This is a genomic window from Streptomyces sp. S4.7, assembly GCF_010384365.1.
GTDB lineage: Bacteria > Actinomycetota > Actinomycetes > Streptomycetales > Streptomycetaceae > Streptomyces.
In genome coordinates this window covers 6101168-6114227 of sequence record NZ_CP048397.1, presented here as the reverse complement: position 1 = coordinate 6114227, position 13060 = coordinate 6101168, and the positions used below count along the sequence as shown (strand labels likewise).

The window sequence follows — 13060 nt, the reverse complement described above, 5'->3', positions numbered from 1 at the left end:
GTGCGCCTAGGCGGCGCGGCTGTAGTCCGGCACCGGGGAGGCCAGCGCCTGCATGTGAGCGCGCAGTCCGCTGTGGAGATCGACGCGCGGCTGCCAGCCGAGGACCTCTTCCGCACGGCCGGGGTCGGCACGCGTGAGGAGGACGTCCCCGTTGCGCACGTGGTCCTGATGGAGCTGGATCTCGCGGCCGGTGAGGCTGTTGGCGATGTTGATCACGTCCAGCAGGGACGCGTTCGAGCCACCGCCGACGTTGATGGTGCCGTGCGCGTTCGGGATGGTGCCGGCGGCGATCGTGGCGGCGACCACGTCGTCGATGTAGGTGAAGTCGCGGCGCTGGTGACCGTCTCCGTAAAGGCGCAGGGGTTGTCCGGTCAGGGCGGCGTACAGGGCGCGGTGGGTGAACATGTCGGCACGCTGCCGGGGGCCGTAGACGGTGAAGTACCGCAGGGCGACCACGCTGGGGCCGACGGGGCGCTCGGCGTAGGCGAGACAGAGCTGCTCCTCGGCCAGCTTGGTCACGGCGTACGGGGAAGCGGGGTTGGGGCGGTCGGTCTCGCGACTCGCGTCGCCGTCGGTCGGGCCGTAGACGCTGGAGGAGGAGGCTACGACGAGCCGGGATACGCCGATCCGGGTGGAGGCTTCGAGGACGCGGTGGGTGGCCAGCACGTTGGACGCGAGGTAGTCGCCGAACTGCGGTCCCCACGAGGGCCGTACGCCGGGGATGCCGGCGAGGTGGAAGACGGTGTCGGCGTCGATCAGGAGCGGGTCGATCGCGCAGTGGAGGAGGTCGGCCGTGACGTGGTGATATCCCGGGCGACCCCGCAGCGCGGCGAGGTTGGCGGCGGCCGTCGGGGCGGTAGACGGGTCTCGGCGGTCCACGCCAATCACGGTGGTGCCGGCCTGGACGAGGGCGTGGGCGAGGTGGGAGCCGATGAATCCGGCGGAGCCGGTCACCACGGCCCGTCGGGGCGAAGCGTTGGTCGGGGGCTGCTCGTGCTGTGGCACGGAGATCTCCAGAGTGGTGTCGTCTAAGGGGCTGGTCAGGTGAGCCGCGACAGGACGGTTCTGCCGTGCGCGCTGAGCGCGGCGTCGTCCTCCTGGTGGCCCTTGACCAGGGCTGTGGCCGCCTCGACGGCGCCGAAGGACTCCAGGAGGCGTCGTTCGAGGTCGTTGGGCGAGCGTCCGTAGCCGTCGAAGAAGGCGGTGCGGAGGTGGGGGGCTGCCTGCCAGCGTCGGAATTCGAGCCGGGCGAAGTCGCGGACCCTGGCGTCGCGTCGCATGTGCTCGAAGTCGTAGATGCCGAAGGTGTCGCCGAGCAGCCAGTTGCGCGGCTGGTAGTCGAGGTGGCAGATCGCGCTGTCCATGTGGCCCGTGCCCAGGATGACCGCGTGGTGCTTCAGCAGGTTCTCCTCGGCCGCGTCGAGCAGGTCGGCTCGGACGGCCCGGTCGATCCACCCCTGGAACCGCTCGGCGAGTGAGGCGCCGACGGCACCGCCCTGGGGCATGGCCGTGGCCCGGTGCAGCTTGCCCAGCACGTGCCCGGCCTCGTGGTGGGCCAGCTCCTCCTCGGGCGAGCCCGGAGCGAAGGTGTCCGCGCGGTCGCCTGCGAGTGCGGTGAGCAGCAGGGTGTGGGTGGCATCATCCCGGCCGACCAACACCGGTGCATGGCCGGTCAGATGGGTGACCCACGCCCCGTAGGCGTGGAGTTCTCCGGCGTACCGGTCTCGCTCCGCGTGCTGCTTCGCGATGAACTGACGCCCGTCGCCGGCCACCAGGCGTACGACGCGGGGCGGGAGCGCGGGGTCCGCTGCGACGTCGACTGTGCCGAGGAGGAGGTGCGCCAGTTGTATCCGGGGGTCGCGCGAGGTCGCGATCACGGGGTCGGCTCCGGCGTGAGGAGGCTGAGGTGCTCGGTGTCGTTGTGCCGGTCGAGCATCCAGCGGGTCTGGCCCAGGCGGTTGCGGTGGTGCTGCCAGCGGGTGATGGAGGCGTGGTTGTGGGTGAATCCGGCGGGCGAGCCGATCGGGATGCCCAGCAGCAGGGTGTGTGCGGTGATCACCGTCTCCCCGTGGGCGGCGAAGACGACGCGCTTGCCGTGGTTCTCCTTGATGAGCTGGCTGAGGTTCCTGCTGGCGCGCTCCAGAAACCCGTTCCAGGTGTCGGAGCCCTTGGCCCAGGGCGTGTCGGGGTGGGCATGCGGGCCGCCGTCGGCGGCCGTCTTCACCGCGTCCCAGGGCTGGCCGTCGGCGTCGCCGTGGACCGGGCCGTCGAGTCGCTCGTCGTGGTGCACGGGGATCTGGAGCGTCTGGGCGAGGATCTCGCCGGTCTGGACGAGGCGGATCCGCGGGCCGGTGTAGATGACGTCGAAGGGCTGCTTCAGGTGCTCGGTGGCCAGGCGGCGTGCGGCCTGTTCGGCTTGGGCGTACCCGAGGTTGGTCAGGCCGGTGCAGGTGCGCGGGCCCCCGACCAGGCCGTCGGCGTTGCACTGGGCTTGGCCGTGCCGGACGAAGACGAGTTCGGTGGTGATCATGAGGCTCCTCGGTGCGTGAAACGGAGGGGCAGGCTGTAGTGGTAGCCGTTGCGGCCGACGTACGGGGCGGTGAGGACGGCGTGCAGGCCCAGGAAGCTGTCGAGCTGGCCCCGGTCCGTCGTGCCCAGCCGGGCGTCGTAGCGTCGGGCTGCCGCGTTGTACGCGAGCAGGGCGGTAGTGACGGCTTGGTCCGTGAGCGGCCCGTAGGTCAGGTGGAGCGTCGCGACGAGTTTGGCGAGGTCGTAGCCCAACGGGGCGAGGGACAGGTCGTCGGTGTCGACGGCGACGATGTCTTGCGCGGTGATGATGAAGTTCCGCGGGTTGCTGTCCTTGTAGAAGGCGCACGGGCCCTCGGCGGTCGCCTGCAGCAGGCCGAGCATCGCGTGCAGGGCCGTCTTGTTGGGCAGGTAGCCCTGCTCGTGGCGTCGCCGTAGAGCGACCTTCCGGGGACCGAGGTAGTCGTCAAGCAGCGTGCCGTCCACGAAGTGGTGCGGGGTGTCCAGCGACGCGGAGTGCAGGTCGCTGGCCCAGGCGGCACCGTGGGCGTGACCGAGCAGTTCCGCCACGCGCGGGAGGTCCTCGGGACGTACGGGGCGGCCCTCGATCCGTTCGAACGTCAGGAACCGCGGTCCGGCAGTGTGGAAGGCCGGCTGCCGCAGCGGCTTGGCGTGCGCGGTGAGCCACCGGTAGTGGCGCACCGCCCCCGCCGCGCGCTCCGGATCCGCGTAGTGCTTGGTGAACGAGGCGTGGCTCATGCCGGCTTTCCTCCTTCCTTCGGCTGGGCGACGACGAAGGTGATCCGGGACCGGGTGGTCAGCGGCTGGTCGGGAAGGAACTCGTGCAGGGTCGCCGCCAGGGCACCGGGGTTGCCGTACAGGCCGGGCGCCAGGTCGTACTTGGGGTTGGTGGCCAGGTACTGCGCCGTGTGGTCGTGGCCGTCGAAGGTGAAGACGTGCTCCTCGTCCAGGACGGCGATCACGTCGAGCGAGGAGGCGGCCACGTCGGCGAGGTTGCCGCTGTGGGCTGCGGTGTAGAGGCTCTCGTGCTGGGCGGCGCGCGGATCGAGGCCGGCGGCGGCGACCAGCTGGTCCATCTCCCGGTAGCTGTCGAGGCCCTTGGTGACGAGCACGGCCACACCTCCGGGGGCGAGGACCCTGGCGATCTGTCCGACGACGTCCTGGGGGCGCGGCGAGTGGTAGAGGCAGAACGCCGCGACGACGATGTCGCTCGACCCGTCGGGCAGAGGGAGGTCGTGGAAGTCGCCTTCGACGAAGTCCACCGTGCTGTCGGGCAGGTCCTTGGCGCGCTCGCGGGCTTGGGCGAGCAGGGAGGGGGCGGCGTCCAGACCCACGAGGCGTTCGGGCCGGAGCTGCTCGGCGATGACGCGGCTGCTCGTGCCACGACCGCAGCCGATGTCGAGCACCACGCCGAGCCGGTCGGGCCGGGCGTGATGGGCCTGCACCAGGCTGACGATCGTCTCGGGCACCGGGTGGCCGGCGGTCTTGGCGCGCATCAGGGCGCTGGTGCGCCCGGCCAGCCGAGAGGCGTGTCCGTACAGCTCCGACTGTCGGGCGGGGTCCAGGAACGGGTTGGGCTCGTTCATGCCGCACCCCCTGGCCGGGGGCGCGGACCGGTCAGGACTGCTCGGCGGCGACCTTCCGCAGCCAGCGACGCGTCTGACGCCGGTTGGCCAGCAGCACCACGTCGGTGCCGGAGCCGAACTCCTCGATCTTCGCCATCACGCGGGGCCGCATCTTGTGCCGGTACGTGGCGACGTACTTGATCACGCCCCAGTGGATGCGGTTGTGCACCCCGTTGCCCTTGTGCCCGGCCCCGTGCCGGATCTGCCGGGAGAAGATCCCGTACAGCGCCGCCACGGTCGACACGTCCATCAGGACCACCGTGTCGCAGGCTTCGAGCCGTACCTGCAGCGTCGAGTTGTAGTTGCCGTCGATCACCCACCGCGGCTGCGCGACCAGCTCGCGCTGGACGTCGGTGAACTTGTCCATGGGCAACGCGTTCCACTCGTCGTCGTAGAACGCGGCGTCCAGGTGCGTCACCGGGGCGTCGAGGATCCTGCCCAGTTCGCGGGCCACGTGGGATTTGCCGCTGCCTCCGCAGCCGACGATGGCGACCTTCTTCATGGTGCTCCAGCGTAGAGAGGTTCGGGTGTCCGGCGGACCCATCCTCCGGGACGCGCCCGGAGGATCCGCGCGCCGTGGTCGATCGAGCGGTCTGCATCAGGCAGCTCCCCGCTCGGTCGCGGTGGTCTGGAGGAGGCCATGCAGGACGGACTCCAGGGTGTTGACCTGCTTGCACAGGCCGAACAGGCGCAGGCGGTCCACACTTGCGGCGATCAGGGCGGCGTGCTGCTCGGTGCCGGCGATTTCGTTCAGGTAGGAGAGGCGTTCGAGGACGTCGCTGCCGGAGCGCACGACCAGTTCCTTGGGGACGAACCGGTCGGCGAAGCGGATGTCCGCCGGGGCCAGCGGCAGGCAGCCGGCGAGCACGGCCTCGAAGATGCGCTGGGTCATCTGCCCGACGGCGGCGTACCGCTCGGGCAGCATGAGCACCGTGGCCAGGGACCGGCCGTAGACTCCAGCGGCGTCCTTGAACGGGATCCGGCCCGCGAACCGGACGTGCGGCCAGCGGCCGGTCTTGGTCCACTTCCCGGCGACCAGGTGCTCGACGCGAGCGGCTGCCGGGGCGAAGAAGCGGTCGAAGGACTCGTCGCGGTCGTACTGATTGCCCACGTAGCCGAGCGCGAGATCCCGGGGCCGCGCCGCCAGGGTGAGGGCATCGGCCTGGGCGAGGAGGCCCTCGGCGACGGGGAAGAGCAGCGAGTGCGCTCCGGGGGTTGGCGCGAGCGCGGCCTCGCAGACGCGGGTGTGGGCTGTACGGCGCCACACGCTCTCGGCGCGCAGGGTGCGGTCCTTGTCCCAGATGACGGTGGGCGTCCGGTGCCGGGCCGTGTAGTGGTTGATGAGCTGGGCCTGCCGGTGGAGGTCGCAGGTGTGCCCCTCGCTGCCGCACACGGTGGTGTTGCGGCCGGGGATCGCCCAGCGCCACTCCAGGAACAGAGCGTCGATGCCGGGCAGGCCGTCGTCGAAGGTGTACGCGCCGCCGAGGTCGTCATCGGCTTCGAGGCGGTCACGGTCGGGCTGGAGGAAGACGATCTCGTGACCGCGGGCAAGGAGGGCGTCGATGAAGGGGCGGCGGTGGCTGCGGCCTCCGTCGGGGGTGTCGGTGACGCCGTTGCCGAGGAAGCCCCAGAAGCTGTATCCGATCTTCATTTGGTGATCCACCGCCCTTCGAGGAGCAGGGCGTCGAGGCCGGAGTTGGCCAGGCAGTCCAGGGCCATCTCGGGTGTCCCGCAGATCGGCTTGCCCTTGACGTTGAGGGAGGTGTTGATCAGCACGGGGATGCCGGTTCGGCGGCCGAAGGCGGTCAGCACCGCGTGCATGAAGGGGTTCTGCGACCGGGTGACGGTCTGCAGGCGGGAGGTGCCGTTGGCGTGCACGATGGCCGGCACCCGCTCGTGCGTCAGGTCCGTCACCCCGGAGGCCATGGACATGTACGGGGCCGGCTGGCCGAGGGTGAAGAACTCGGCGGCGCGCTCGGCCGGGACCATAGGGGCGAAGGGCCGGAACGGTTCGCGGAACTTCACGGTGGCGTTGAGCCGCTCGACGACGCCGGGCTCCAGCGGGGAGGCGAGGATCGAGCGGTTGCCCAGGGCACGCGGCCCGGCCTCAACCCCTCCCTGGAACAGTCCGGCGATCACGCCGTGGGCGAGCTGGTCGGCGAGGAACTCGGCGGTCTCGATGCCGAGGGTCTTCTGGCGGAGGCCGGGCCAGGGGGCCAGGTCGAGGGGCTGGTCCTCGTAGGAGGGGCCGAGGTAACAGTGGCGGGCGATGCAGGCGACCGGGCGAGGGCTGCGCCCATCGACATGCACGGCGAGGGCGGCCCCGATGGCGGTTCCGGCGTCTCCGGGCGCCGGCGGGACGAACACCTCGTCGAAGATGTCAGCCTCGATGATCTTCCCGATGCTGACGCAGTTTGTGGCGACGCCGCCGCCTACGCACAGACGCCGGGAGCCGGTAAGCACACGGGCGCGGCGGGCAAGGTGAACCATCACCTGCTCGGTCCGCTCCTGAAGGGCAGCCGCCAGGTCTCGGTGGACGTCGGTGAGCGGCTCGCTCGGGTGCCGCTCCGAGCAGGTCTCGGCGACGAACCGCCGAGATGTTCTCGGGTATCCCGAGGTGAGGGTGCGCGTCGGGAAGTAGCCGGGGTGGATGCGAAAGCCCGTGGCCGTCGTGCGGACGGCCGTGGTGAACAGGTGCCGGAAGCGGGCTGGGTCGCCGAGGGCGGCCAGCGCCATGACTGTGCCTTCCTCGTCGCCCCGCCGCCAGCCCAGGTGCTCGGTGACGGCGCCGTACACGTAGCCGAGGGAGGCCGGGTCGTTGATCGCTTCCAGGGTGTGGACGCGGGGGTGCTGAAGGCCGTGGCCGTGGGCGATCGTGGTGGTCTGCCGCTCGCCGAGGCTGTCGACGACGAGTACGGCCGCTTCGTCCCAGCCGGAGGCGGCGTAGGCCGTGAGCTGGTGGGCGCGGTGGTGCAGGACCGGTGTGACGCGGGCCGAGGGGAACTGGCTGCCGAGGACGCGTAGCCGCCGCCGGGTGCGCAGGGCGACCTTGGCGAACCCGTGGGCGCGGGCCAGGCTCCGGTCGCGTGTCATTGGCGAGAGCGCCATGCGCAGGGCGGCGGGCGACTCGGCGAGGTAGCGAGTGGGCTGGAAGTTGTAGGCGACGGCGTCCACGTCGGTGGCGCTCAGCTTGGCCTGGTCGAGGAGCCATCCCACGGCGCGGGCCGGGTAGAGCTTGGTGTGCTTCTGCTCGGAGAGGCGTTCCTCCTCGACGAAGCCGACGAGTTCACCGTCCACGAGAAGGGCGGCCGACGAGTCGTGGGTGTACGAGCACAGGCCGAGGATCACGGAGGGGGTGCGCTTCATGGCGGCGGTCAACTTGTCCCGGCCGTCGCGGCGCGATTGGTCGAGCGCCGCTCAAGCTCTCCGTACCAGGCGGTGAGGGCTTGGCCGAGGGGTCCGTCGATCGTGTCGGCCGCCCGCCACGCCTGCTCTCGCTTGCCGTCCTTCCACAGCCGGTAGCTGCGCAGCGTCTCGGCCATCGCGTCCCAGCCGGGGTGACCGGTCACGTCACGGGCCTCGACCTGGTCGAGCAGGCCGCCGAAGCCGTTCCAGGGTGTTCGCAGGTCGGGCATGATCTCGCTCGCCGGGAGCGAGGTGAGCATGTCGGCCTGCTCGATGTGCTCGTCGTAGATGTGCAGCGAGCCGATGTGCAGGTGAAACTCGCCGAGTTCCGCATCGAGCCATCCGGCGACCAGCTCGTGCAACACGGTGTAGAAGAACACGTCGTACGGCATGCCGATCCATACGTCCTGGCCGCGCATCATGGTCGCCATGTGCAGGCGGCCGGCGCGCAGGTGGAACCGGAACCCAAGGGTGCACGGCACGTCCTTGTGCCCTGCGGCGTCCTGGGCCGGGTCGTAGAGCTGGATCAGGGCTCGCCGGGAGTCGGGGTCGGCTTGGAGGATCTCGACGACGCGGGCGAGCTGGTCGACCTTGCCCACCCAGTTCCGCATCCTGGGGCCGTACGCCCCCAGGAGGACGCCTTCGTCGGCGAACTGCCGCAGCCGGTTGTTGTAGTCGAAGATCCACGGGGCGTCGGAGCCGGACAGGTGCCAGACCGTCTCGGCAACGGCGAAGGCCGGATTCACGATGCGGGCAGCCGGGGCGTAGAGCAGGCGGGCACGCGGCTGGGTGAGCAGCAGGTGCACATCGCGGACTTCGTGGGTGGCCATGCCCCGGGGGCTGATCTTCTCGCCGGACTTGGCCAGCGTGACGGCGCCGGAGAACAGCTCGGCGATGCTGTCGGCTGTGAGGGATGTCATCGGACGGATGCTCCTTCGTCCTTGGGCGACGCAGCGGCGCCCGGGTGGTGGTGGGTGGAGTCGTCGGCCCTCGGGCCGGAGGTGGCGCGGTCGGTGATGAGCCGGGCGATCCGAGTGGCGCTGTCGCCGCGCCACCGGCAGACCGCGTCCAAGGCCGCCCGCGGGATCGGCGCAGGGCCCGCGCGCAAGCCGGAGAGTGCTTCGGCGACCTCACCGGCGGCCTCGCACCGGGTCGCCAGTCCGTGACCGGTCAGGCCCAGGGTGCGTTCGCCCGGCGAGCCGATTTCGAGGACCGGGATGCCGAGCAGCGCGGCTTCGATCCCGCACGTCGAGTACGCGCTCGCCAGGACGTCCGCGCCAGCGAGGCAGCCTCGGGCTCCGACTCGGGGATCGGCCACCGCGATGGGCGGCCCGGCGTCCGCCTTCACCAGAGCGGTGAAGGCGTCGGCTCCCTGCGCCGGGTATGGAGCGATGACGAGCCCCCAGTCGCCGTCCGCCTCGGCGAGCCCGTCCAGGAGGAGGTCCGCGTGGGACTTGAGGTGATCGGGGTTGAAGGGCTGGCAGGCCCACACCGCGATCCGGGCGGGCGCGCGCCGTCCACCCGGAGCGAGCAGCTTCTCCAGGTATCTGCGCTGTGCCTGGCGGCTCAGGCCGGCGAGGACGTCGAAGCGGGGCTGTCCGAGGACGTGCACCTCGGCCTCGGGGTGGCGCGCCCACCCACGGCCCAGGACGAGGTCCCGCTCGCCCATGACGATGATGTCGCGGCTGTGCAGGGCTGGCCAGGCGACCGATTCCGCCGTCCACGCCCCGTGCTGGACGTGCACCGAGTTCGCCCCGTGCCGCTCGGCGGCGTGCGCAGCCAGTACGCCTAGGGGGCTGGTGTCGTTGCTCAGCAGGACGGTGTGCGGCCGGGTGCTCGACAACATGTCGTCGAGCCAGCTCTCCGCCCGCACCACCGTCCGCCATGACGGCTGGGTGCAGCCCCCGCTGGTCTCCAAGAGCACGGACAAGAGCCTTATGAGCCGGGCAAGTTGGACATCGTGGCCTCCCACCTGGACGACGTGCTCGTCGTCGCGACGGTGGAGGCCCTCGGCGGTGCCGGAGAGGGTGAAGAGGTCGCTCGGAGCCGAGCGCAGCTCGGTACCCGTGGTCGATCCCGCGCTGCACCGCTCGGCGGCATCAGTGGCGAGATCGAGCAGGAGGCTCCTCTGCCTGCCGCGTGCCAGTTCGGCGAGAACCGGGGTCAGCGTGGCCGCGTGGCGGGAGGTCCACGACAGCGCCAGAACGTCCTGCCGTCCGAGATCCGAGGGGAGTGGACTCGGCTCCGTGTTCGCCGTACTCGTACGGTCGCGGTTGCGGAGTTGGGTGGAGCGGGTCGGGTTGTGCGATGCCGCAGCCCCGAGCAGGTACGCGACGCCGGACCACGTCACGGTGTAGGCCAGGTACTCACGCGAGCTGCTCGAACGCAGTCCCACGAGCCCTTCGTACGGGGCCAGGGTCAGGGGCCCTGGGGCCGAGGCGAACGGTGCCCAGGCGTTCAGGGCCAGGAGCTTGCGCACGATCTCGGCGACGAAGCGTCGAACGGGGACGTGCTGGACGTGAAGCCAGCCGGCTCCGCCCGGGGTAGAGGCCAGTGTGGCGCTGTAGTGGGCGAGGGCGGCCATGACGTCTTCGACACCGGCACGCAGTACCTGCTTGTCGACGGTCGTCGCTTCCAGGTCCGTGGTGTGGACGTGGTCGGTTCGCGCGTGCGCCAGGGCACCGGTTCCAACGAGAGCCCACGTCGGCTTCCCGGCGTTGGAGGAGCGGACCAGGCCGAGGCCGCCAGTCGGGCGGGGACTCACACCGTGCTCCCCTCGACGAGTTGCTTGGCGGGGAGAAGGAGGCTCAGCAGTTCCTTGGGCGACGCGGCCGTCTCGGGGTCGGGAGCCGTCGGCTGCCCGTAGCCCCATGCAGCGTGTACATAGGGGACGCAGGCGCGTGCGGCCGACTCCTGGTCGACCGCCATGTCGCCCACGTAGACGGCGGCGGCGGGGTCGACTCCCAGGTCGACCAGCGCCAGGAGGAGCGGGTCCGGTGCCGGCTTCGTCCGGCCCGCTCCGGCGGGCGTGCGGATGGTCGCGAAGGGACATCCGAGGCGCGCGAGGAGCGGGGCCGCCCGGTCGACGTGCTTGGACGTCACGACGCCCAGCCGCCAGTCGGCGGCCACGAAGGCGTGGAGCGTCTCGACGATGCCGGCGAACTCCTCCGCGAGGTGCGCGGTGGCCACGGACTCCGCCTCGTACGTCTGGCGGACCGCTTCGGCGTCGGTCACGCCCAGCCGCTGCATGATGTCCCCGAACTCGCGACCCAGGTGGCGCTCGTAGTCACGGAACGGGAGCGCGACGCCATGGACCTCCTGGACCCTCTGCCACGCCCTCCGCATCACGGGACGCGTGTCGAGGAGGACCCCGTCGAGGTCGAGGAGAAGAGCGCGCGACCCGTGGTCGCTCGGCGCGGCTGGAGCGGGTGGCGATCCACAAGCGGGAACGGTCATGATCGTCCTCTCGTCAGGGTGTCGTCGTGCCTCAGAGGGCCGAAGCCGGGGCAAGTTCCAACTCGGGGTACTGGGCCGGACCGCCGGCCTCCTCGAACGCCGCGTCGAGCAACGCCACGTGCAAGCGGTCCCATCGCCCTCGGGACTGCAGAGCACGCCCGTGGCGGGTCAGGGCCCACGCCTTGAGGGCCATCGGGTCCTGCATGAAGTTCCGCGCGTTCTGCCGCACGACGGCGGGGGTGAACACCCTGAGATTGAGGCCGGTGCGCCAGAACTCAAGCCACCACTGGCACATCAGGAGCGGACCCGATTCGTCGTCCTTGACGTGATCGGGATGGTTACGCACCCAGATCGGGTCCAAGTCCGGGTGTGTGGTCGCGACTTCGAGCATGCGGCCGTGGGCCTGGTGCACTGCCAACTCCAGGGACTGGCGGTGCTGCTGGCGACGCTGGGCGATGTGCACCGCGGACGCGAGGGCGATGGTGGTGGCCAGAGCGAGAACGGGACGGTTCATCTGCGACCTTTACTCGAGGATGGATGGGACGGTGTGGCAACCGGCGGCGGCATCCGGGGCAGTGGTGGTCGCCGTCGTGCTCGTTTGAGGAGAGTCAGGCCGCGTCCGGCGGACCGTCAGCCGAAGGCGAGGTCGATCCGTCCGGCACGGCCGGCAGGCGCGCGAGTCGGTGAAAGCGCGAGGGGTCGAAGCCACGCCCCTGAACCTCACCAGCGGGCACGGCGAAGAGGTCGATCCCCTCTTCGCTGGGTGCCGAAGGGGCGGCCTCCCTGATGGCGAGGAGCGCTTCGCCCTGCTCGCGGTGCGGAAGGAGGCGCGGCGCACGATCGATGTGTCCCTCGAAAGTCATGGTCAGCCCTCGGTCAGGTGTATTTGAAGGTGAAGACGAGCACGACGCTCACGGTGACGATCAGGGCGATCTGGGCGCTGATCTGCCGCCAGCCCCAGCCCTTCCTGTCCATCCAGCGCAGTGGACGCCTTCAAGTCGGCGCGACGGGCTCCTCGGAGATCACGAGGTGGAGAAACGCCTGGCAGTGCTCGCCTAGGTGTTTGATCACGGCGTGGTACTCGTCGTCATCGGAGCTGATGTTGTACCGGTCGAGGACGAGCACGCCGTCGGCCAAGCCCTCTCGGAGCTGCCGCTCGGCTTCCCGCCAACCAGGTCGATCCCAAGGCGGCGAGTAGACGCCCTGGCTCGCACTGGATGCCGGGAAGTACGTCGTGGTCACCGGGACCGCCACATCGTGGAGCCGGGAGGCGATCGCGTAACCGAGCTGGTCGGCCTCAGCCTGTAGCGTCCCCCAGTCCTCGTCAGGTCGGGCCCTCGGACTCGGTACCAGGCTGTACGCCAGGACGCGCAGCCGCTGATCGGCCTGCGCGTTGACGGCCTGACGGTAGAAGTGCTGACGGAAGCCTCGGAGTTGGCCAGCTCGGGACTGGCGCTTCACCTGGGCAGAGGTGCGAGGCCAGCTGGAGTGGTCACGGCCAGCGGTCGGCACCCCACCGCCCGTGTGCTTCTCTCGCCCCCGATCAAAAGCGACGAGGCTCAACACGTCGGCTCCGTGCTTGATTGCGTTGTGCGGCGACATGGGGGTGCCTCCGTGAGAGTGGGGATGACCGCGTACGTCGTCCGGCCGCCGTCCGCGATGCCCCACCGAAGCGACAGGCAGGCGACGAGGTGCAGCCCTCGACCGCCGAGGCCCGCGGCACTTGCACGTCGTCGCCTCGCCGGTGCCGTGCTGTCGTCGGTGACTCGGATTCGAAGCTCGTGCTCGTCGTGTCGCAGTCGCAGTCGGACGTCCCCGTAACCGTGGATGATCGCGTTGGACACCAACTCCGAGACGACGAGCCGGGCGTCCTCTGCCGGCGTCTCCGGCAACGACCAATGCTTCAGCACGGTGGCCGTCGTTCGTCGCGCTTGAGCGACGTGCGCATCTACCGGCTCCATGGCCATCTCGAAGACGTGAGAGGCCAGCGGACACCGAGCGGTCGCGGCGCCGACGACGTGGGCGCC

15 protein-coding genes are annotated in these 13060 nt (G+C 70.6%); all 15 read right to left on the bottom strand.

Annotated elements, in window-relative coordinates:
• Positions 1-6 precede the first annotated feature (6 nt).
• Complete coding sequence (locus SSPS47_RS27280; RefSeq protein WP_239065071.1) at positions 7-1005, bottom strand: NAD-dependent epimerase/dehydratase family protein; 999 nt, start codon at positions 1003-1005, stop codon at positions 7-9.
• 35 nt (positions 1006-1040) lie between these two features.
• Complete coding sequence (locus SSPS47_RS27275; protein WP_164253263.1) at positions 1041-1877, bottom strand: aminoglycoside phosphotransferase; 837 nt, start codon at positions 1875-1877, stop codon at positions 1041-1043.
• A complete protein-coding gene (locus SSPS47_RS27270) occupies positions 1874-2530 on the bottom strand; it encodes a histidine phosphatase family protein (protein ID WP_164253262.1) in 657 nt (218 codons plus the stop codon). Before SSPS47_RS27270 ends, SSPS47_RS27275 begins: the two co-directional genes overlap by 4 nt.
• The gene (locus tag SSPS47_RS27265) at positions 2527-3285 is read right to left on the bottom strand and encodes a phosphotransferase (RefSeq protein ID WP_164253261.1); all 759 of its coding nucleotides are present in this window, start codon (positions 3283-3285) and stop codon (positions 2527-2529) included. Before SSPS47_RS27265 ends, SSPS47_RS27270 begins: the two co-directional genes overlap by 4 nt.
• Positions 3282-4133: a class I SAM-dependent methyltransferase gene (locus SSPS47_RS27260; RefSeq protein ID WP_164253260.1), complete on the bottom strand. Its 852-nt coding sequence runs from the start codon at positions 4131-4133 to the stop codon at positions 3282-3284. The genes SSPS47_RS27265 and SSPS47_RS27260 overlap by 4 nt, the downstream gene beginning before the upstream one ends.
• 31 nt (positions 4134-4164) lie before the next feature.
• A complete protein-coding gene (locus tag SSPS47_RS27255; protein ID WP_164253259.1) occupies positions 4165-4674 on the bottom strand; it encodes a topology modulation protein in 510 nt (169 codons plus the stop codon).
• Positions 4675-4770: 96 nt separating this feature from the next.
• Positions 4771-5823 carry a hypothetical protein gene (locus tag SSPS47_RS27250; RefSeq protein WP_203557934.1) on the bottom strand — a complete coding sequence of 351 codons (1053 nt, stop codon included), beginning with the start codon at positions 5821-5823 and terminating at the stop codon, positions 4771-4773.
• A complete protein-coding gene (locus SSPS47_RS27245; protein WP_164253257.1) occupies positions 5820-7538 on the bottom strand; it encodes a carbamoyltransferase C-terminal domain-containing protein in 1719 nt (572 codons plus the stop codon). Before SSPS47_RS27245 ends, SSPS47_RS27250 begins: the two co-directional genes overlap by 4 nt.
• A gap of 8 nt (positions 7539-7546) precedes the next feature.
• Positions 7547-8497: a thymidylate synthase gene (locus SSPS47_RS27240; RefSeq protein ID WP_164253256.1), complete on the bottom strand. Its 951-nt coding sequence runs from the start codon at positions 8495-8497 to the stop codon at positions 7547-7549.
• The gene (locus SSPS47_RS27235; RefSeq protein WP_164253255.1) at positions 8494-10341 is read right to left on the bottom strand and encodes a hypothetical protein; all 1848 of its coding nucleotides are present in this window, start codon (positions 10339-10341) and stop codon (positions 8494-8496) included. The genes SSPS47_RS27240 and SSPS47_RS27235 overlap by 4 nt, the downstream gene beginning before the upstream one ends.
• Complete coding sequence (locus SSPS47_RS27230; RefSeq protein WP_164253254.1) at positions 10338-11033, bottom strand: HAD family hydrolase; 696 nt, start codon at positions 11031-11033, stop codon at positions 10338-10340. Before SSPS47_RS27230 ends, SSPS47_RS27235 begins: the two co-directional genes overlap by 4 nt.
• 31 nt (positions 11034-11064) lie before the next feature.
• Positions 11065-11547: a DUF6082 family protein gene (locus SSPS47_RS27225; protein ID WP_164253253.1), complete on the bottom strand. Its 483-nt coding sequence runs from the start codon at positions 11545-11547 to the stop codon at positions 11065-11067.
• Between the two features lie 94 nt (positions 11548-11641).
• A complete protein-coding gene (locus SSPS47_RS27220; protein ID WP_164253252.1) occupies positions 11642-11896 on the bottom strand; it encodes a hypothetical protein in 255 nt (84 codons plus the stop codon).
• A gap of 130 nt (positions 11897-12026) precedes the next feature.
• The gene (locus SSPS47_RS27215) at positions 12027-12494 is read right to left on the bottom strand and encodes a hypothetical protein (protein WP_239065070.1); all 468 of its coding nucleotides are present in this window, start codon (positions 12492-12494) and stop codon (positions 12027-12029) included.
• Between the two features lie 98 nt (positions 12495-12592).
• On the bottom strand, positions 12593-12994 hold the full coding sequence (locus SSPS47_RS27210) for an ATP-binding protein (protein WP_239065342.1): 402 nt from the start codon (positions 12992-12994) through the stop codon (positions 12593-12595).
• Positions 12995-13060 lie beyond the last annotated feature (66 nt).

Coding starts and splice junctions, on each gene's coding strand:
- SSPS47_RS27270 (WP_164253262.1), bottom strand. CDS start 2,530: ATGATCACCACCGAACTCGTCTTCGTCCGGCACGGCCAAGCCCAGTGC.
- SSPS47_RS27240 (WP_164253256.1), bottom strand. CDS start 8,497: ATGACATCCCTCACAGCCGACAGCATCGCCGAGCTGTTCTCCGGCGCC.
- SSPS47_RS27255 (WP_164253259.1), bottom strand. CDS start 4,674: ATGAAGAAGGTCGCCATCGTCGGCTGCGGAGGCAGCGGCAAATCCCAC.
- SSPS47_RS27225 (WP_164253253.1), bottom strand. CDS start 11,547: ATGAACCGTCCCGTTCTCGCTCTGGCCACCACCATCGCCCTCGCGTCC.
- SSPS47_RS27260 (WP_164253260.1), bottom strand. CDS start 4,133: ATGAACGAGCCCAACCCGTTCCTGGACCCCGCCCGACAGTCGGAGCTG.
- SSPS47_RS27250 (WP_203557934.1), bottom strand. CDS start 5,823: ATGAAGATCGGATACAGCTTCTGGGGCTTCCTCGGCAACGGCGTCACC.
- SSPS47_RS27230 (WP_164253254.1), bottom strand. CDS start 11,033: ATGACCGTTCCCGCTTGTGGATCGCCACCCGCTCCAGCCGCGCCGAGC.
- SSPS47_RS27210 (WP_239065342.1), bottom strand. CDS start 12,994: ATGGAGCCGGTAGATGCGCACGTCGCTCAAGCGCGACGAACGACGGCC.
- SSPS47_RS27220 (WP_164253252.1), bottom strand. CDS start 11,896: ATGACTTTCGAGGGACACATCGATCGTGCGCCGCGCCTCCTTCCGCAC.
- SSPS47_RS27245 (WP_164253257.1), bottom strand. CDS start 7,538: ATGAAGCGCACCCCCTCCGTGATCCTCGGCCTGTGCTCGTACACCCAC.
- SSPS47_RS27265 (WP_164253261.1), bottom strand. CDS start 3,285: ATGAGCCACGCCTCGTTCACCAAGCACTACGCGGATCCGGAGCGCGCG.